Source organism: Robbsia betulipollinis (assembly GCF_026624755.1).
GTDB classification, from domain to species: Bacteria; Pseudomonadota; Gammaproteobacteria; order Burkholderiales; family Burkholderiaceae; genus Robbsia; species Robbsia betulipollinis.
Window position 1 is genome coordinate 405757 of the sequence record NZ_JAPMXC010000001.1, and the last position, 20425, is coordinate 426181.

The 20425-nt window shown below is 67.4% G+C and carries 13 protein-coding genes; 8 read left to right on the forward strand and 5 right to left on the reverse strand.

From position 1 onward, the window contains the following. The first annotated feature begins 10 nt into the window (after positions 1-10). From uca to OVY01_RS01845, 8 genes are all read left to right on the forward strand, one after another. On the forward strand, positions 11-3769 hold the full coding sequence (gene uca / locus OVY01_RS01810) for an urea carboxylase (protein WP_267845194.1): 3759 nt from the start codon (positions 11-13) through the stop codon (positions 3767-3769). Next, positions 3766-4542 (forward strand): GntR family transcriptional regulator, encoded by a 777-nt coding sequence (locus OVY01_RS01815; RefSeq protein WP_267845196.1) that lies wholly within the window; start codon positions 3766-3768, stop codon positions 4540-4542. Before uca ends, OVY01_RS01815 begins: the two co-directional genes overlap by 4 nt. Before the next feature lie 118 nt (positions 4543-4660). Continuing rightward, positions 4661-5965 (forward strand): urea ABC transporter substrate-binding protein, encoded by a 1305-nt coding sequence (gene urtA, locus OVY01_RS01820; protein WP_267845198.1) that lies wholly within the window; start codon positions 4661-4663, stop codon positions 5963-5965. A 159-nt stretch (positions 5966-6124) separates the two neighbouring features. Beyond that, positions 6125-7768, forward strand: coding sequence for an urea ABC transporter permease subunit UrtB (gene urtB, locus OVY01_RS01825; RefSeq protein ID WP_267845200.1), 1644 nt, complete (start codon positions 6125-6127; stop codon positions 7766-7768). Continuing rightward, positions 7769-8950 (forward strand): urea ABC transporter permease subunit UrtC, encoded by a 1182-nt coding sequence (gene urtC, locus OVY01_RS01830; protein WP_267845201.1) that lies wholly within the window; start codon positions 7769-7771, stop codon positions 8948-8950. It begins immediately after the preceding gene. Then, positions 8947-9828: an urea ABC transporter ATP-binding protein UrtD gene (urtD, locus tag OVY01_RS01835; protein WP_267845203.1), complete on the forward strand. Its 882-nt coding sequence runs from the start codon at positions 8947-8949 to the stop codon at positions 9826-9828. Before urtC ends, urtD begins: the two co-directional genes overlap by 4 nt. Before the next feature lie 37 nt (positions 9829-9865). Next, positions 9866-10558 carry an urea ABC transporter ATP-binding subunit UrtE gene (urtE, locus tag OVY01_RS01840; RefSeq protein WP_267845205.1) on the forward strand — a complete coding sequence of 231 codons (693 nt, stop codon included), beginning with the start codon at positions 9866-9868 and terminating at the stop codon, positions 10556-10558. Between the two features lie 458 nt (positions 10559-11016). After that, entirely contained in the window at positions 11017-13200 is a 2184-nt protein-coding gene (locus OVY01_RS01845; RefSeq protein WP_267845207.1) for a TonB-dependent siderophore receptor, read from the forward strand. Positions 13201-13347: 147 nt separating this feature from the next. Here OVY01_RS01845 and OVY01_RS01850 read toward each other — a convergent pair whose 3' ends face one another. The 5 genes from OVY01_RS01850 to OVY01_RS01870 all read right to left on the reverse strand — a co-directional run bounded on the left by OVY01_RS01850 (position 13348) and on the right by OVY01_RS01870 (position 20421). After that, the gene (locus tag OVY01_RS01850; RefSeq protein WP_267845208.1) at positions 13348-14382 is read right to left on the reverse strand and encodes a YadA family autotransporter adhesin; all 1035 of its coding nucleotides are present in this window, start codon (positions 14380-14382) and stop codon (positions 13348-13350) included. A gap of 358 nt (positions 14383-14740) precedes the next feature. Further along, a complete protein-coding gene (gene flgL / locus OVY01_RS01855) occupies positions 14741-15964 on the reverse strand; it encodes a flagellar hook-associated protein FlgL (protein WP_267845209.1) in 1224 nt (407 codons plus the stop codon). 11 nt (positions 15965-15975) lie between these two features. After that, positions 15976-17973, reverse strand: a complete 1998-nt coding sequence (flgK, locus tag OVY01_RS01860) for a flagellar hook-associated protein FlgK (protein ID WP_267845210.1) — start codon at positions 17971-17973, stop codon at positions 15976-15978. 76 nt (positions 17974-18049) lie between these two features. Beyond that, positions 18050-19165 carry a flagellar assembly peptidoglycan hydrolase FlgJ gene (flgJ, locus tag OVY01_RS01865; protein ID WP_267845212.1) on the reverse strand — a complete coding sequence of 372 codons (1116 nt, stop codon included), beginning with the start codon at positions 19163-19165 and terminating at the stop codon, positions 18050-18052. Continuing rightward, positions 19165-20421 (reverse strand): flagellar basal body P-ring protein FlgI, encoded by a 1257-nt coding sequence (locus tag OVY01_RS01870; protein ID WP_267845213.1) that lies wholly within the window; start codon positions 20419-20421, stop codon positions 19165-19167. Before OVY01_RS01870 ends, flgJ begins: the two co-directional genes overlap by 1 nt. Positions 20422-20425: the final 4 nt, after the last annotated feature.

A 20425-nucleotide genomic window follows, 5' to 3' on the forward strand; every position in this document is an offset into this window, starting at 1 on the left:
AGCCCGCGCCATGTTCGATACCGTCCTGATCGCCAACCGCGGCGAAATCGCCTGCCGCATCGCTCGCACCCTCAAACGACTCGGCATCCGCTGCGTCGCGGTGTATTCCGATGCCGACCGCAACAGCCCGCACGTGCGCGCCGCCGATGTCGCCATCGGTCTGGGCGGGCAATCCGCCGCGGACAGTTATCTGCGCGCCGACGCGATCATCGCCGCGGCCCGCGAAAGCGGCGCGCAGGCGATCATCCCCGGCTATGGCTTTCTGTCGGAGAATGCCGATTTCGCGCGGCGCTGCGAGGCTGCCGGGCTGGCCTTCATCGGCCCGACGCCGGAGCAGATGGATCAGTTCGGCCTGAAACACGCGGCACGCGAACTCGCCGCGGCGGCCGGGGTACCGCTCACGCCCGGCTCAGGACTCCTGAGCGATGCCGACGCGGCGCTCGCCGCCGCCGCCGGCATCGGTTATCCCGTCATGCTCAAAAGCACCGCGGGCGGCGGCGGCATCGGCCTCACGCGCTGCAACGACGCCGCCGAACTGCGCGCCGCGTTCGAATCGGTACAACGCCTGGGGCAGGCCTTTTTCGCGAACGCAGGCGTCTTCGTCGAGCGCTTCGTCGCCGACGCCCGCCACGTCGAGGTGCAGATCTTCGGCAACGGCCAGGGCGGCGTCGTCGCGCTGGGCGAGCGCGACTGCTCGCTGCAGCGCCGCAACCAGAAAGTCGTCGAGGAAACACCCGCACCGCATCTGCCCGCCGCCACGCGGACACGTCTGCTGGCGGCCGCCCGTGAACTGGGCCGCTCGGTGTCCTACCGTTCGGCCGGCACCGTGGAATTCATCTACGACGCCGCGCAGGACGCCTTCTATTTCCTCGAGGTCAACGCCCGTCTTCAGGTCGAGCACGCGATCACCGAGGCCGTGACCGGCATCGATCTGGTCGAATGGATGGTGCGCACCGCCGCGGGCGAGCCGCCGGCCTGCCTGGCGCAGGAAGACGCCGGCATCGTCTCGCAAGGCGCGGCGATCGAGGTGCGCCTCTACGCCGAGGACCCGCTGCACCAGTTCGCGCCCAGTCCCGGCACGCTCACCGAAGTCGCCTTCCCCGACGACGTGCGCGTCGACGGCTGGATCGAGACCGGCACCGAGGTCTCGCCGAACTACGACCCGATGCTCGCCAAGCTGATCGTGCACGCCGCGGACCGCGACGCGGCGATCGCGGCGATGACCCGCGCGCTGGCGCAGACGCGGTTGTCCGGCATCGCGACGAATCTCGACTACCTGCGGCAAGTGGTGGCCGGCGAGGCGTTCCAGAGCGGCCAGGTGTCGACCAAGGCGCTGGACGGCTTCGTCTACCGCCCGAACGTGATCGAGATCGTCGAAGGCGGCACCTACTCGACGGTCCAGGATTATCCGGGACGCGTCGGCTACTGGGACATCGGCGTGCCGCCATCGGGGCCGATGGACGACTGGGCCTTCCGGCTGGGCAACCGCATCGTCGGCAACCCCGCCGACGCCGCCGGCATCGAGGCCACGGTGCTCGGTCCGACGCTGCGTTTTCACTGCGACGCGGTGGTGGCGTTGACCGGCGCGGCCTCGGATGCCACGCTCGACGGCGCGCCGGCCGCGTTCTGGACGCCGCTGCCGGTGCGCGCCGGGCAGACGCTGCGCCTGGGCAAGACCACCAACGGCTGCCGTACCTATCTCGCCGTGCGGCATGGATTCGACCTGCCGCTCTATCTCGGCAGCCGCGCCACCTTCGCGCTCGGCCAGTTCGGCGGCCATGCGGGCCGCACGCTGCGCGCACGCGATCTGCTGACGGTCGCACCGTCGACGCTGGCGTCGGCGGACGCGCCCGCAAGCATGCCGACCCCCGCCGTCTGCGTCCCGGCCGCCCTGCCGCACGCGATGATCCCGGCCTATGGCCGCGAATGGGACATCGGCGTGCTGTACGGCCCGCACGGCGCACCCGACTTCTTCACGCCCGCCTCGATCGATCTGTTTTTCTCGACCGCGTGGGAAGTCCACTACAACTCCAACCGCCTGGGCATCCGCCTCAACGGCCCGAAGCCCGAGTGGGCCCGCTCCGACGGCGGCGAAGCGGGCCTGCACCCGTCGAACATCCACGACTGCGAATACGCGATCGGCAGCATCAACTTCACCGGCGACATGCCCGTGATCCTGACGCGCGACGGCCCGAGCCTGGGCGGCTTCGTCTGCGCGGCGACGATCGCCAAGGCCGAACTCTGGAAAGTCGGCCAGGTCCGCCCGGGCGACCGCATCCGCTTCCGGTGCATCGATTTCGCACAGGCGCTCGTCCTCGAAAAAGCACAGGACGCGTGGATCGAACAATGGGACGACGCGCCCGCCGAAGTGGTGGCGGTGCTGACCACGCCGGTGACGACGATCGCCAGCCCGACGGCCGGCGTCCCGAGCCATGCGGACACGGTGCGCGGCACGCCGATCCTGCACCGGTTCGATGCCACCGCCGCGCGGCCCAAGGCGGTGTTCCGCCAGGCGGGCGACAAATACATCCTGGTGGAATACGGCGAGAACATCCTCGACCTGAACCTGCGCTTTCGCATCCACGCATTGATGGAAGCGCTGCAGGCCGCCCGCATCGAAGGCGTGCTGGAGCTGTCGCCGGGCGTGCGCTCGGTGCAGGTGCGCTACGACAGCCGGATCATCGCGCAGCGGGCGCTGGTGGAGGCGCTGGCGCACGCCGACGCCGCGCTGAGCGGCATCGAAACGATGCGCGTGCCGAGCCGCGTCGTGCATCTGCCGATGGCCTACGAAGATTCGGCGACGCTCGACGCGGTCGCCCGTTACCGTCAATCGGTGCGCGATACCGCGCCCTGGCTGCCGCGCAACACCGAATTCATCCGCCGCATCAACGGTCTCGATTCGAACGATGTGGTGCGCGACACGATCTTCGAGACGAGCTACATGGTGCTGGGGCTGGGCGACGTCTATCTGGGTGCGCCGTGCGCCGTGCCCGTCGATCCCCGGCACCGGCTGCTGACGTCCAAATACAACCCGGCGCGCACCTACACCGCCGAGGGCACGGTGGGTATCGGCGGCGTCTACATGTGCATCTACGGCATGGATTCGCCCGGCGGCTATCAACTGGTCGGCCGCACGGTGCCGATCTGGAACAAGTTCCTGAAGAACGCGGCTTTCGTCGACGGCAAACCCTGGCTGCTGCGCTTCTTCGACCAGGTGCGCTTCTACTCGGTCACCGAGGCGGAACTCGATCGGCTGCGCGACGATTTCCGCGCCGGCCGCGCGACCGTGCGCATCGAGGAGGAGATTTTCGATCTCGGCGAGTACAACGCGTTCCTGGCGCGCATCGCGCCGGACATGGCGGAGTTTCGCGCCAGGCAGGCGGCGGCCTATGCGGTCGAGGTCGCGCACTGGGCGGCCGAGGCGGATGCCGAGGCCGCCTCGGCATCCGCCCCGGGCGCCGGTGCGGCATCGGCGGATGGCGCGGGCAAGCAGGCGGCGGACGGCGCCGACGGCGACCCCGTCGCCTCCGACATCGCGGGCAATGTCTGGAAGCTGCTGGTCGATGCCGGCGCGCAGGTAAAGAGCGGCGACACGCTATTGATCGTCGAGGCGATGAAGATGGAGTTTCCCATCGTCGCGCCGCGCGACGGCGTGGTGGGCGCGGTGCATTGCCGGCAAGGCACGACCGTCAACGTCGGCGAGCCCCTGGTGTCCCTGCGCCCGCTCGCGGCCGACGCGGTTCCGGGTATCGATCCGGCGCGCGCATGAGCGACATCGCCCGACTCGGCATCCAGCAGCCGGCGCGTGCGTCGCGCAGCGCGAACAATCTCGCGGCGCAGATCTACGCGCAGTTGAAGGCCGACATCTTCGACTTCCGGCTGCTGCCGGGCGACCGCTTCAGCGAGGGCGACATCGCCGCGCGGATGCAGGTCAGCCGCACGCCGGTGCGCCAGGCCCTGTTCTGGCTGCAGCGCGAAGGCTACGTCGACGTGAACTTCCGCAGCGGCTGGCAGGTGCGGGAATTCGACTTCAAATTCTTCGAGGACCTGTACGAGGTGCGCGTCATGATGGAAACCTCGGCGATTCGCCGGATCGTCGCCGACGGGCTGAGTCCGCGGCTCGACGCGGTGCGCGCGATCTGGTCGGCGCCGCCGCACGCCTGCGCCGCGGACGCGGACGCGGACGACGCGCGGGCGGGCCGGACGCATCGGGTGGCCGCGCTCGACGAGGCGTTCCACGCCAGCCTGATCGCCGCGGTCGGCAACAACGAAATGATGCGCATCCATCAGGAGGTCACCGAGCGTATCCGCATCATCCGGCGCCTGGATTTCACCAAGCCGTTGCGCATCGACGCAACCTATCGCGAACATGCGGCGATTCTCGACGCGATCGGGCATGACGACGCGGCCACCGCGCAGGCGTTGATCTGCGAGCACATCGCCCGGAGCCAGGCCGAAGTCAAGCGCATCACGCTGTACACCTTGCAGATGGCCCGCGACCGTTACGCCGATGCGAAAGGAGACCAGAACCGGCACGACTGACGCAGCACCGCAGCAGGCAGCACGCAGGAGGGGCCGGCGGCAGCGGCCCGCAGGAGGCGGCACGACCCTCGTTTTCGACCGAAACGATCAACCACTTGGATGGGCAATAAGGACAACTATGGACAAGCGCGCGTTTTTGAAGATGGCAACGGCGGCGGGGGCCGCGAGCGTGGCGGGCAGGATTCCGGCGGCGCTCGCGCAGGGGGCGGACACGGGACCGATCAAGGTCGGCGTCCTGCACTCGCTGTCGGGCACGATGGCGATTTCCGAGACGTCGCTCAAGGACGTCGCCCTGATGACGATCGACGAGATCAACAAGAGCGGCGGCGTGCTTGGGCGCCAGCTGCAGCCGGTGGTCGTCGACCCGGCGTCGAACTGGCCGCTGTTCGCGGAAAAGGCGCGCCAGCTGATCTCGCAGGACAAGTGCGCGGTGACCTTCGGCTGCTGGACGTCGGTGTCGCGCAAATCGGTGCTGCCGGTGTTCGAGGAACTGAACGGCCTGCTGTTCTATCCCGTGCAGTACGAAGGCGAGGAAATGTCGCGCAACGTGTTCTACACGGGCGCGGCGCCGAACCAGCAGGCCTTGCCGGCGACCGAATACCTGATGAGCGCGGAAGGCGGCGGTGCGAAGCGGTTCTTCCTGCTGGGTACCGATTACGTCTACCCGCGCACGACGAACAAGATCCTGCGTTCCTTCCTGCATTCGAAGGGCGTGCAGGACAGCGACATCCAGGAGGTCTACACGCCGTTCGGGCATAGCGACTACCAGACCATCGTCGCCAACATCAAGACCTTCGCGCAGGGCGGCAAGACCTGCGTGATCTCGACCGTGAACGGCGATTCGAACGTGCCCTTTTACAAGGAACTGGGCAACCAGGGCCTGAAGGCGACGGACGTGCCGGTGGTGGCCTTCTCGGTGGGCGAGGAGGAACTGCGCGGCATCGACACGCGCCCGCTGGTGGGCAACCTCGCCGCGTGGAACTACTTCATGTCGCTGAAAAACCCGACCAACGACAAGTTCAAGAAGCAGTGGGCGGCGTGGGTGCAGAAAAACAATCTGCCGGGCGGCACGAAGCGCGTGACGAACGACCCGATGGAAGCCACCTATGTCGGCATCCATATGTGGAAGCAGGCGGTGGAGAAGGCGCGCAGCACCTCGGTCGACAAGGTGCGCCCGGCGATGATCGGCCAGACGTTCGCCGCGCCCTCGGGCTTCACGCTGGAAATGGACGGCAATCACCATCTGCACAAGCCGGTGATGATCGGCGAGGTCCGCGCGGACGGGCAGTTCAACGTCGTCTGGCGCACCAAGACGACGATCCGCGCGCAGCCCTGGAGCCCGTATATCCCGGGCAACGAGCACAAGCCGGATGTGGTCGCCCAGGCCACGCCGGTCGCCGATCTGCTGCGCCGCTTCGTCTGACGCGGGTGACGCCGCCGCGTTTCGTGCGGGCGGCGTCGCGTCTCGCGTCAGCCAGATCCGCGCGCCATCGCCTCTCCCGTGGCGGCGTGCGTCGCCGCGGTGCGTTTCGCCGCGGCGCATCCCGGCGTGTTTGCCCCTGACCCTCGCGGAGAACCGCCCATGAAGTCGCCGCTTTTTCTACCCATCCTGCTGCTGAGCGCCGTTCTGCTGTGCGGCGGCACGCGCGCCGCGCAGGCGTTGACCCGCGCCGACCTCGCCCCGCTCGCCAGCGACGATTTCGACGCGAAAGCGCAGGCGATCCAGACGATCGCCGCCCAGGCCGCCACCGGCGACACGGCCGCCGCGCGGCTGCTGCAGGCGCTCGCCGACGACACCGTTTCGGTCGCCAGTACCGGCACCAGCGCCGGCGTCGTCCTCATCGCCCATGGCGACACCTACCACGACGCGCTGAACGATCGGCCCGTGGCCGCCGATGTCGCCGCGCAGGCCCAGCCGCTGACCCTGTCGAACGTGCTGCGGCGGCAGGTGGCCGCGGCCGCCTCCGCGAACGGCATCGACTCTCCCGACAAGACCGTGCGCGGCGCCGCCATCGACGCGCTGCTGCGCAGCCCCGATCCCGCCGCCGCCCCCCGGATCGACACGGCGCTGGCCCGCGAAAAGGATCCCGCACTGCGCGCGCGCCTGGAAACCTTGTGGGCGCTGACCGCGTTGCACGACGCCGATCCGGCGCGCCGCCTCAAGGCGGTCGGGCTGATCACCGCCACCGGGCGCATCAGCAGTCTCGAACTGCTGCGGCCCCTGACGCTGCGCGATGCCAGCGGCGTCTACGCCGACACCGACCCCCGCGTGCGCGCCGCCGCCGCGCAAGGCATCCAGGCGCTCGCCGCGATACAACGCCGCAACGAAATCGTCGGCACGCTGTTCGCCGGGCTGAGCCTGGGCAGCGTGCTGCTGCTCGCCGCGCTCGGGCTGGCCATCACCTATGGGCTGATCGGCGTGATCAACATGGCGCACGGCGAATTCCTGATGATCGGCGCCTACGCGACCTGGATCGTGCAGAACCTGTTTCGCCAACATCTGCCGGGCGCCTTCGACTGGTATCCGCTCGCGGCCATCCCCGCCGCCTTCCTGGCCGCCGCGCTGGTGGGCATCGTCATCGAACGCCTGATCATCCGCCATCTGTACGGCCGCCCGCTGGAAACGCTGCTGACCACCTTCGGCGTGAGCCTGCTGTTGATCCAGGCGACGCGCATGCTGTTCGGCGCGCAGAACGTGCAGGTCGAGAACCCGTCGTGGATGAGCGGCGGCATCGCCGTCCTGCCCGGCTTGACGCTGCCGTACAACCGGCTGTCCATCCTGGCCTTTTCCGTCGCCGTGATCGTGCTCGCCTGGGGCGTGCTGAACCGCACCCGCCTGGGCCTGTTCATCCGCGCGGTCACGCAGAACCGCCGGATGGCGGCCTGCGTGGGGGTACGCACCGGGCGCGTGGACAGCTATGCGTTCGCCTTCGGCGCCGGCATCGCCGGGCTGGGCGGCTGCGCGCTCGCGCAGATCGGCAACGTCGGCCCGGACCTCGGGCAGAGCTACATCATCGACTCCTTCATGTCCGTGGTGCTGGGCGGCGTTGGGCAGCTCGCCGGCACCGTGATCGGCGCGTTCGGCCTGGGCGTGATCAGCAAGGCGATCGAACCCTTCTGGGGCGCCGTGCTCGCGAAGATCGTCGTGCTGCTGCTCGTCGTCCTCTTCATCCAGAAACGTCCCCAGGGGCTGTTCGCCCTGAAGGGCCGCAGCGCGGAGCACTGAATGTCACTTTCCTCGATTCCTCCCCTTCCCGGTCCGGGCGTCCCGCACGCCGCCCGCGCGCCGGGCGCGGCCGCCGGGCGCTTCCGGCTCGGCCTGCCGCCCCGGCCGGCGCTTCTGTCGCCGCGCGCCTGGGTCGGTCTGCTCGCGCTGATCGTCATCATCGGCGTACTGGTGCCGCTGAGCGCGCTGGCGCTTCCCGCCGACAGCACCTGGCATCTGTCGATCTATGCGATCACGCTGGCCGGCAAGCTGATGTGCTATGCGATCGCCGCGCTTGCGCTGGATCTGGTCTGGGGCTACTGCGGCATCCTCAGCCTCGGCCACGGGCTGTTCTTCGCCCTGGGCGGCTACGCGATCGGCATGTACCTGATGCGCCAGATCGGGCACGAGGGCAAGTACGGCAGCGACCTGCCCGATTTCATGGTGTTTCTCGACTGGCACACGCTGCCCTGGTACTGGACCGGCACCCAGCATCTGTTGTTCGCGCTCGTGGTGATGATCGTGGCACCAGCGGTGATCGCCTGGGTGTTCGGCTTCTTCACGTTCCGCTCGCGGGTCAAGGGCGTGTACCTGTCGATCATCACGCAGGCGCTGACGTACGCGGCGATGCTGCTGTTCTTCCGCAACGAGACCGGCTTCGGCGGCAACAATGGTTTCACCGACTTCAAGCGCATCGCGGGGTTTCCGATCGCCAGCGACCAGACGCGCGTCACCCTCTTCGTGCTGACCTTCGCGGTGCTGGTGCTCGCCTTCCTGCTGTTGCGCGTGATCGTCACCTCGCGCCTGGGACGCGTGGTCACCGCGATTCGCGACGGCGAGTCGCGCCTCATGTTCCTGGGCTACAGCCCGCTCGGCTATAAGCTCTTCGTCTGGACGGTGTCGGCGGTGCTGTGCGGCATCGCCGGCGCGCTGTACGTGCCGCAGGTCGGCATCATCAACCCCAGCGAGATGTCGCCCGGCAACTCGATCGAGATGGCGATCTGGGTGGCCGTGGGCGGCCGCGGTACGCTGATCGGCCCGATCGTCGGCGCGCTCGCGGTGAACGGCGCGAAGAGCGTCTTCACGAACTATTTCCCCGAGTACTGGCTGTTCTTTCTCGGCGCGATCTTCGTCGTCGTGCCCCTGTTGCTGCCGCAAGGCATCGTCGGCCTGCTCGCGCGGCGTCGCCGGAGGACCTCATGAATCCGCTGAAATCCCCCCGGGCCGCGGCCGCCGGGGCCGCCTCCCCCGCGCCTGGCGTCGCCAGCGGCGCCGGCCAGCATTTGACGTCGGGACTCGGGCATGTGGTGCGTCCCGACGCCATCGACGTTTCGCACGGTCCGATCCTCTATCTCGAAGACGTCACCGTCAGCTTCGACGGCTTTCGCGCGCTCAACGCCTTGTCGCTGTCGATCGACGCGGGCGAACTGCGTTGCATGATCGGCCCCAACGGCGCGGGCAAGACGACGATGATGGACGTCATCACCGGCAAGACCCGCGCGCAGTCCGGCAAGGTATTCCTCGGCCAGACGCTCGACCTGCGCCGGCTCGACGAAGCGGCGATCGCGCGCGCCGGCGTCGGCCGCAAATTCCAGAAACCCACCGTCTTCGAGCAGCATCCGGTCTGGGAGAATCTGGAACTGGCGATGAAATCGGACAAACGCTGGTTCGCCGCGCTGCGGGCCCGGCTCGACGCCCCGGCGCAGGCGCGCATCGAGGAGGTGCTGGAAACCATCCGTCTGGAGGACGCCGCCTACCGTCTCGCGGGCGAGCTCTCGCACGGTCAGAAACAACGGCTGGAGATCGGCATGCTGCTCATGCAGCAGCCGCAACTGCTGCTGCTCGACGAACCCGCCGCCGGCATCACCGACGACGAAACGATGGAACTCGCGCGCCTGCTCAACAGCCTGCGCGGCCAGTGCTCGATGATGGTGGTCGAGCACGACATGGATTTCGTCGCCGCGCTGGCGGGCGAGACCGGCCGGGTCACCGTCATGGCCGAAGGCGCCGTGCTCGCCGAAGGCACGCTGGACCAGGTGAAGCGCGACGAACGCGTGATCGAATCGTATCTCGGGCGTTGAAGTCACGCATGGCGTCCGGCAAACAAGAGAAAACAGCATGCTCGAAGTCGAATCGCTGAACCAATATTACGGCGGCAGCCACATCCTGCGCGACGTCGCGATGACGGTGCCGGAAGGCCGGCTCACCGTCCTGCTCGGGCGCAACGGCGTGGGCAAGTCGACCCTGCTGCGCTGCCTGATGGGCGTGACGCCGGTACGCACCGGTACGATCCGCTGGCGCGGCGCATCGCTCGAGCGCCTGTCCACTCCGGCGCGGGTCGCGCGCGGCCTGGGCTACGTGCCGCAGGGGCGCGATATTTTCCCGCGGCTCACGGTGGAGGAAAACCTGCTGATCGGCGCGGCATCGCGCAAGATCCCCGCCGCGGTACCGGAGCGCATCTATGCGCTGTTCCCCGTGCTCGCCGACATGAAGCACCGGCGCGGCGGCGATCTCTCCGGCGGCCAGCAACAGCAGCTGGCGATCGGCCGCGCGCTGATGGGCGAGCCGCGACTGCTCATCCTCGACGAACCGACCGAAGGCATCCAGCCGTCGATCATCACCGAGATCGGCCGTACCCTGCGGCGTCTGGTCGACGAATTCGGCATGACGATACTGCTGGTCGAGCAGTACTACGAGTTCGCCCAGGCATTGGCGGATCACTACTGGGTGATGCAGCGCGGCGAGATCGTCGCACGGGGCGCGGGCGGGGACATGGCCGCGAATGGGGTGCGGGACATGATCGCGGTGTAGCGCACTGCCATGCAGCGGAGCGCTTCCGGGTCGAGCATGCAGCCGGAAGCGCTGGTCATTACAATTGAATTACTGTATAAATACGAATCGTTACCATTCGTATTATAAAATTACAGCGTCTGGAGAAGGATCCGCCTGGAACTCCCTTGCGGGCGAGCCGCCCGCCATGATTCCGTTCCCCTGGATCGACCCGGTTTCCCCGTTCGGCGAACCGGCGCCCCCTATCGATTCGCAGTCCTTATTGGCCTGAGATTCGGCCTGAGATTCCGGTATTGCGATGGCATGGGCCTTCTCCGAAGCGGAATTCATTTGTTTGCTCAAGAGAACGCGCCATGGCATAACATCCCCCCTTCCCTTCCACCACGCCGCACGCCACGTTCGCCGCCACCGCGCGGTCGCCCCGCTGCGCTCGCCGGGGGCCGCGCACCGTTCGCGCCGCGTTGCTCTCCGCGGGGGTGATGACGTTTTCCAGCTTCATCGCGGGTCCGCCCGCCCACGCGGCGGCGGCTACGGATACGTCGGCCGACGAGCGTGCCGGCGACACCGCGTCGACCCGGCAAAGCCGCGCCTCCAGCAGCACGCCGAGCACGGTGGGCGCCCTGTCCGCGGTCACGGTGACCGGGCAAAGCGATGGCGGGCCTTATGGAACGGTGAAGGGCGTGGTCGCGCGCGACAGTCTCGGCGCGACGAAAACAAAGACGTCGCTGCTCGAAACACCGCAATCCGTTTCCGTGGTCACGCGCGAGCAAATGGATCAGCAAAACGCGCAGACGCTCAACGCGGCCGTGCGCTACGAAGCCGGCGTGACGCCCGAAACGCGGGGCGGCATCGCCACCCGCTACGATCTATTGACCGTACGCGGCTTTTCGGCGGATACGTATTGGAACGGCCTGAAACTGTTGACCAACAATTATTACGGCACGCCGCAGATCGACCCGTATCTGATGGAGCGCATCGAGGTATTGCGCGGACCCGTCTCCGTCCTGTACGGGCAGGCTTCGGCGGGCGGCATCCTCAACCAGGAAAGCCGGCTGCCCACCGTCGAACCCCAGCACGAGATCGGCATCGAATTCGGCAATTACGGGCACAAACAAGCCAAATTCGATTTCTCGGGACCGATCGGCGACGATCCCCGTTATCTGTATCGCGTTACCGGCATCGCCCGCACCGAGGACGGACAGGTCGCCACCACCCGCAACGAACGCCTGGCGATCGCGCCGTCCTTCACGTGGCGGCCCGACCGCGATACGACGCTCACGCTGCTCGCGCTCTACCAGCGCGATCCGCGCAGCACCTCGTATGGCGCCGTGCCGCCGTACGGCACCGTTCTCAATAATCCGTTCGGCAAGCTGCCCGGCAACTTCTACGACGGCGACGTCAATTTCGAGAAGTTCCAACGCACGCAGACATCGCTGGGCTGGCAATTCGAGAAACGCCTGACGCCCACCTGGACCGTGCGCTCCAACGCGCGCTGGCTGCATCTGGGACAGGAGTACGAAAGCGTCTACGATTCCGGGCTGGAGGCCGACATGCGCACGCTCGACCGCGGCACCGCCGAATCGAACGATACGATGAACACCTACAGCATCGACAATTCGATCGAAGGCAACTTCGCCACCGGTCCGCTCGATCACACCCTGCTCGCCGGCTTCGATTATCAACATGTCGGCAGCGGGTACAACGTAGGCTTTGGCACCGCGCCATCGCTGGATCTCTTCGCACCGGACAACGCGCAGGCGATCACGCCGCCCGACCTCGCGATGACGCGGATTCGGGCGTCGCAATATGGCGTCTATCTACAGGACCAGATGCATTTCGGCAAGGTCCTCCTGACGCTCGGCGGCCGCGAGGATTGGGCGACGACCCATACCACCGCCGAGGCGTTCGGGACGACGTCGAACCAGTCGGATCGCGCCTTCACCGGGCGGGCCGGGCTGACCTATGTATTCGATTCGGGCATCGCGCCGTATGTCAGCGTCACGCAGTCCTTCGTCCCGCAGGCGGGCACCGATGCGAGCGGCAAGCCGTTCGATCCGGAACGCGCGCATCAGTACGAAGTGGGCGTCAAGTACCAACCGAAGAACACGAGCGCCCTGTTCACCGCCGCGCTCTTCGATCTCACGCGCAACAACTTGCTGACCACCGACGCCAACAACCCGAATTACCAGGCGCAATCGGGTCAGGCCCGTTCGCGCGGCGTCGAGTTGTCCGCCAAGGTAAGCCCGACGCGTGCGCTCGACGTCACCGCCGCGTACGCGTACACGAATACCAGATACACGCGCGACAACACGGGGCTGCAAGGCAAATTCCTGCCCGCCGTACCCGAGAACCAGGCATCCGTCTGGGCGAATTATCGTTTCGACGGCATGCCGTTGGCGGGCTTGTCGATCGGCGCGGGCGGGCGCTACACCGGGACCACGTACAGCACCGACAACAGCTTCAAGGTGCGGAGCTTCTTCCTGGCGGACGCGACGATGCGCTACGACCTGGGCCGCGCCTGGCCGAAACTCAAGGGGTCGGACATCTACGTGAATGCGCAGAACCTGTTCAACAGGCGCTACGTGGCGTCGTGTTATTACGGTGAATGGTGTGCGTTCGGTTATGGACGGCAAGTGTTCGCCGGCGTGGATTACCGGTGGTGAAAACACGCCGCGCCACCTCCGCGGCGATCAAGCGGCCGCCGGCATCGGTCTGACATGGCCGCCTTCCCGACGGCAAAAGCCCCGTGACGGGGCAAGCGTCACGGGGCCCTGGCGTCCCCCGCGGAGCGCGGAGGACACACCCGCGCATCAGAACAGGTAGCCGACGCCCGCGCGCACGACGGTGCTGTTGCCACCGGCCGTGGACACACCCGCGTTGACGTTGAAGTCGCCGGCCGTGTTCCAATACGACACGCCGACGGCGGCCGCGGCCTGACCGCGATACATCGCGGTGCCGGCATTCACCGCGACACGGCCCGGCGCATACGGCGTGGTCATCTGCAACGCGGCCACCGAAGCGATGCCCTTGCGGAACGCGCGGTCCATCTGGCGCATCTCGCCGCGGATCTGACCGATATCGCCGCGGATCTCGCCGACTTGCTGATCGGTATACCGCTTGGCCGCCGCGACGGACTCCTGCTTCGACTGCGTGAGATGGGTGTTCAATTGCTGCACGTTGACCGCATCGTGGGCTGCCACGCCGGCCGCCACGTTCGAGACCGTGCGCTGCACGTCCTGACTGCCGACGGAGACGGTGTTCTCGCGATCCGCCACGGAACCCGCGCCAAGCGCCACCGAGTTCGCCGCCTTCGCGTGCGCATCGACACCCAGCGTGGTGCTGCCCGCGCCGGCGGCATTCGCCCGGTCGCCCAGTGCGAGTGCGCCTTCGGCACTGGAGGCGCCCTGCACGTGCTGGATGATGGAATCGCTCATGAAGGAGTCCGTGTCTTCCTGAAGATTGACGAGCTTCGCATGCAAACCGTCAAGCTGCGCGCCTTGTTCGCGCGCACTCGCGTCGACTCCCTGGAACCGCTTCTCGATATCGGCTTCCTTGACGAGCGCGGCGATCAATCCGATATCCTCGGCATTCTTCTCCGCGGCGACCAGCGCGCCGGTCAGCCGGTCCGCGTCGCTGTGGGACGCATGGGTCGCATTGATTTTTTCCAGAATCGCCTGCGCTTCCTCCGCGCTTCCCACACGATCGACCAGATGGTCGTTCAGCGACAGACCCTCCGCCGCATGGGCGGGATTCGCGGCAAACGCCGATGCCGCCAGCAACGACATCAGCGCGACCGGAACACCGCTTTTTCGTCCGTGCGATGCGGCGTCGACTGCTTTCCTCATACCATTTTTGTGACGAATCATGACCGTGACGTCCTTTTGTCTCGTATGCCTCGAAAATGCGCCCGCCCCTCGGCTGCCATCGCCTTTTCGCGGCAATCGAAATATTTAATTTAGGTATGCAAAACATATGAATGTTTCGGCATGCCATGCCGGGTGTTTCGAGGACGGATTATGTGGATGTCAGTCTCGGACAGACAGTAGACTGGTCTGATACAGGGAAAGCGCGCGCGGCGCCGCACGACGAAAAGCCTCGCGGCGCGCATCGCCAAAGCAATGCCTGCCGCGAGGCTTCAGGACAGCGTCATTGCCTCGATCACGCGTCGGGCCGTCCCGCGAGATTCGGCAACGTGCCCGGACCTTACTTGATCTGATCGAACAACGACAGGTTCTGCACCTGCATGAAGGTCTTTTCCGCCGCCTGCAGCGAGTTCTGCACCTGCGAGAACTGGCTGTACGCCGAGACGAAATCCGAGCCGGTGATATCGGACAATTGCGACTGATACCGCAACCCGGTATCGGTGTGCTGGCCGCTCAGCGTGTCCGCCTCCTGCTCGCGCGCGCCCACCGACGCCTGCGCGGTCAGAATGTTGTCCAGCGAATTGCCGAGCTTGATCTCGGCGGTCGTCATCGCATTCGTGATCTTCGCGTTGCCGACCGAGCCGGGCTGCCCGGCCCGCACCGCGTTGGCGACATCCGTCAAGGTGCGGAACAGGTCCGTGCCCGCCGATTGCGCGGAGCCGACGGTGATCGCGTCGCCATTCGCCGGCGCGCCGGAGACCGTGACGCTCTGGCCGGCGAACCTGATGCCGGTGCCTTCCTTGTACGGCTGATCCTTGAGCACCTCGGTGTTCGACGTCGTGTCGTGAACCGAATACGTGGTGGCGCCATTGCCGGCGACCTTGAAGGCGATGGCGAAGCTGTCGCCGAAGGCGGGATCGTGCGAGTCCACCGTCGATGTCGCGCCATGCACCGCCGAACCCGTGTTGCCCGCCGCCGCCGCGACGACCCGCGCCGCACCCGCCGACACCCCCTGAAACAGCTTGCTGCCGACGTCGCCCACCGGCATCGTCCGGCCGTCGCTGACCTGCACGCTGCGCTGCCCCGGGCTGCCGGTGTAGACCCCCTGCCCCTGCGCGTCGAGCGAAAACGGCGCGCTCGCGGTCTCGAAACCGCCGAAGACATGGTTGCCCTGCCCGTCGGTAGCGTTGGCCGCCTCGAGCATCTGGTCGCGGATCGATTCGATCTTGGTCGCCAGCGCCGAACCGGCGTTGTAGTCGAGCGTGGCGTTGCCGACCGAGACCACCAGCGACTGCGCCTGCTGGATCAACGTCGTGACGTTGCCCAGCGTGCTGTCCTCCAGTTGCAGCGCGGTTTTCGCGGCCGACAGATTGCCGGTGTACTGCGTGAGCTTGTTGTTCGACTGGCTCAAGCGCACCGTCTGCGCCGCGCCGCGCGGATCGTCGGCCGCCGTGTTGATGCGCTTGCCGGTGGAAAGCTGACCCTGCAGGTCGACGAGCGACGCCTGCTGGCCGCCGATGGTGTCGACATTGGTGTTGTAGAGCGTGCTGGTCGCGATGCGCATGGCCTTGTCTCTTATTTGACCAGCTCGAGGATCGTATCGAACAGCGTGCCGGCCGTCTGGATCACCTTGCTGTTGGCTTGGTACATCTGCTGGTACTGCATCAGATTGGCGGCTTCCTCGTCGAGGTTCACGCCGGACACCGATTGCTGTTGCGCCGTGAGCTGGCCGATCAGCGTCGTCTGCGTGGCGCTGGCCACCGTCGCCTGCGAGGCCTGCGTGCCGACCTGATCGATATAGTCCGCGTACCCCTGCGTCAGCGTGCCCGAGGCGACCAGCTTCGCGTTCTGCAGATTGCCCAGCTTCAGCGCGTTGCTGCCGTCGCCGCTGAGCGCGCCGTTGTGCGCGACGCTGAACGTGTCGCCCACTTTCGGCGCGCCGCCCAGCGTCAACGACACACCGCCGAACTTGACGGTGGCGCCCGGCACGAAAGGCACGCCGTCGGCGGGCGCCGCATAGGTCTTGCTGCCGCCGGCCGGCGTCGTGATCGTGACATCCTGGTCGGCCGGAAAACCCCGCAACGCGGGGCCGCCCGCGCTCGCGCCGTTGGCGCCGGCGGCGCCCGCCGCCGCGGGTGCGTTCGCATACTTCAGCGTCACGGTGGCGTTCAGCGGATGGCTCGCGTACGCGGCATCGATGTCGCTCACCGCCACCGTGCCGGTGCCGGCGTTGCCCGCCGCCGATCCGGCCACCAGCGGCGTCGCCGCGGCGATCGCGCTGCCCTGCGTGGTGGCCATCGCCAGCGCGGCGCCGACGCCGCGCGTGGGGGTCGAGCCGAACCGGTCGCCGGCCGCCATTTTGCCGCGCAGGTCGTACTCCACGCCGTCGACCGTCGCCGGCCATTTGGTGACGGCCGTCCTGGCGCCGGTCGTCTGGTTGTTCACGCTGTATTGCTGTCCGTCGAACGACAGCTCGTAGCGGTCGCCGGTCAGCGCGGCGGTGTCGGCGAAACGCGCGGTGACCGCTCCGCTGCCGGTGTTTTCCCGGGCGGCGGAGACCTCCGGGGTCCCCAGCTCGAAAAGCTTGCCGCCCGGCTTGCCGGTCAGGTCGAGCCCGGCCGCGTTCTGCTTGTTGACGCCCCCGGCGAAGGCCGCGGCGATCGTGCCGAGCCGACTCTGCGCGGGGTCGAGCATTTCCGAGCGGAAACGCAGCAGACCGCCGAGCTTGCCGCCGGTGATCGCCCCTTCGGCGAGATAGCCGGGCGCGGCGTCCGGATTGCCATGCCCGGCGCCGTCGTAGGCGATGGTCAATTCCGATGGGTCCGCCGGCGACGGCTTGGCCGCGAGGTCGAAGGTCTGCGAGCCGATGACCAGCGGCTGGCCGGTCCCCGTGATGACATTGTAGGAACCGTCGGGCTGCGTCATGACCTTGACGTTGACGAGATTGCTCAGATCGCTGACCTGCTTGTCGCGCGCGTCGAGGAGGGAATTCGGCGGCTGCCCCGCCGCTCCGGCCGCGGTAATCTGCTTGTTCAGCGTGGCGATCGTCTTCGCGGCGGTGTTGATGTCCTCGACCGTGGCGGCGATTTGCGTGTTGACGTTGCCGCGGGCCGCGTCCATCTGCCCGGTGGCGGCGTTGATCTGTTCGGTCAACGCGTTCGCCGCCCCCATCATCGACGTGCGCGCCGCGGTATCCGACGGGTTCGCCGACAGGCTCTGCGCGGCGGAGAAAAAGCCGGTGAGGTTGGTCGCGATGCCGCCCGACGGGTCGCCCACCACCGCGTTGAGCGATTTCGCCTCGGTCGTGAAGGTGCCCAGCGCCGCGCCGGTGGACTGCGCGGCGTTCAGCGACGCGCTCAGCGACGCGCTGTACGCGCGCTTGATCGTATCGGTCTGCACGCCGGTGCCGATATAGCCGCTCGACGTGAACTGGCCCGACGCCGGCTTGAGGATCACCGACTCGCGGTTGTAACCCGGCGTCGACGCATTGCCGATGTTGTGTCCCGTGGTCGTCAGCCCGTACTGGGCGGAGTTGAGACCGCTCAGTCCGACATTGAAAAGTGAATTGCTCATCGCTCGATCCTTCTCACCCCTGGGGCCTATACACCGACGTTATCGGTGATAACGGCAGGACCGGCGATAACTTGAGTCAAACCATCTGCTTGATGATGGCCAGGAGTTTCTTCGCATAGTGCGGGTCGGTGGCGTAACCCGCCTTCTGCATGCCGTTCGCGAAACCGCTCGCGGTATTGGAGGCGCGCAGCGCCGGCTGATACCGGCTGTTGCCCTTCAGGACCTTCGCGTAATCCTCGAGCGCTTCCTGGTACGAGCCGTACGAACGGAAGGTCTCCTGGACCCGGTGCGGCTGGCCGTGGACGTATTCGGTGGTGGTCGCCGTCACGGTCGGGCCGTTCCAGTCGCTTCCCGCCTTCACGCCCAGCACGTTATGGCTGTGGCTGCCGCCCGCGCCGCGGATCTCGCTCTTGCCCCAGCCGGATTCGAGCGCGACCTGCGACAGAATGAAATGCGCCGGAATGCCGGTCGCCCGGCTGGCGGCCTGGGCCGCCGGCGACAGTTTTTCGATAAAGGCGTTGACGTGGTCGGACTTGCTGTTGCCGCGCAGCGGTGCCACGGCGCTCAACGAATAAGGATTGGCGGAACGCAGAGAAGCCGTGCCGGAGACATCGCCATATGCCTGCGCGCGGCCATCCAGGCCGTTCGCGGCGTTGCCGGCGATGTCACCCGCTCGCTTTCCCATTCCGCCCAATACGTTTCCCAGGCCGTCTCCCGTGCCGCCCGTGGACCCGTCGGCGGCCGCGTTCGCCGACGCACCGCCGATGCCGCCGCGTCCGGCGTCCGCCGCACCCGCCGCACCCGCCGCACCCGCCAGGCCGCCCGCTCCCGCGCCGCCATGGCCGCCGAGGCGATCCGCGCCGCCGAGTTGCTTCAACAGGCTGTCGGCCAGGCCCATGCCCTTGCCCGAGAGCTGCTGCGACAGTTGACCGTCGAGCATCGAGGTATAGGTCTTGCCGTCCTGGCTGTCGAGCACGCCTTCGGACGGCGTCGCGTCGCGCATGCTCTTGAGCATCATCTGCAGGAAGGACGCGTCGATCTGCTTGGCGACCGTTTTCGCCGCGGCGTTCGGGTCGTCCCGCGCGGTGCGCCGCAAGGCGTCGAACCCCTGGGTGTCGAGCGAGAAACGCTGCGTCAGGTCCGAGGCAGCCCCGCCCATGCCGCCCATGCCCGCCGTTTTCATATCGTTCATCAGATAATCTCCAAATCCGCGTTGAGCGCGCCCGCCGCTTTCATCGCCTGCAAAATCGACATCAGATCGCCCGGCGTCGCGCCCAATGCGTTCAATCCCTTGACCACCTCGGCCAGCGAGGCACCCGGGCCGATCACCCGCAACGCGCCCGGTTCCTGCTTGACCTGGATGGTCGACTGTTGCGTGGTGGTGGTCGTGCCGCCGCTGCTCAACGCATTTGGCTGGCTGACCGAGGGCGTGGTGTTGACGATCACCGACAGGTTGCCGTGCGCGACGGCGCAGACCTGCAACGTCACCATCCGGTTCATCACGATCGAACCCGTGCGGGCGTTGAGCACCACCTTCGCGTTGCCGATCTGCGGCGTGACGTCGACATCCTCGATGCCGGCCAGGAAGGCGACCTGCTGGTTGGGGTCGAGCGGCGGACGCAGCGCGACGGTGCGCCCGTCGAGCGCGCTCGCCGTGCCTTGCCCGAAGCGCGTGTTCACGGCGTTGGTGATGCGCATGACGTTGTCGAAGCTCGTATCGTTGAGCTCGAGCCGCACGATGCCGTCGGCCGCGAGATTGGTCGGCACGGCGCGCTCGACGATCGCGCCACCGCTGATCCGCCCCACCGACAGATGATTGATCTGCACCGAACTGCCGTTCGCGCTGGCGCCGGCGCCGCCGATCAGCAGATTGCCCTGGGCGATCGCGTAGACCTGGCCGTCCGCGCCCTTGAGCGGCGTCATCAGCAAGGTGCCGCCGCGCAGGCTCTTCGCGTTGCCGAGCGAGGAGACGGTGATGTCGATCGCCTGCCCCGGACGCACGAAGGACGGCAAGGCGGCGGTCACCATCACCGCGGCGACGTTTTTCAGCTGCATGCCGCTGCCGCTCGGCAGCGTGACGCCGAGTTGCGACAGCATGCTCGACAAGCTTTGCACGGTGAACGGCGTCTGCGTGGTCTGGTCGCCCGTACCGTCGAGGCCGACGATCAGGCCATAGCCGATCAGCGGATTGTCGCGCACGCCCTGGATCGAGGCCAGATCGCGCACGCGCTCGGCATGCGCGGGCACCGTCGAGAGGACCAGCAGCAGCGCGGCCGCGATCAGCGACCCCGCCCAGACCGAGCCGGACACGGAAGTGGGCAGGCCGTGCACCAGCAGCCGCGCCAGACGCACGGGCAGCGAGCGCCGCACGAGGCGCGCCAGGACGGACGGGCGCGCGCCGCGCGCGCGCCGGGAGGGAACGGTGGACGTGGACACGTGATTGCTCATGCCG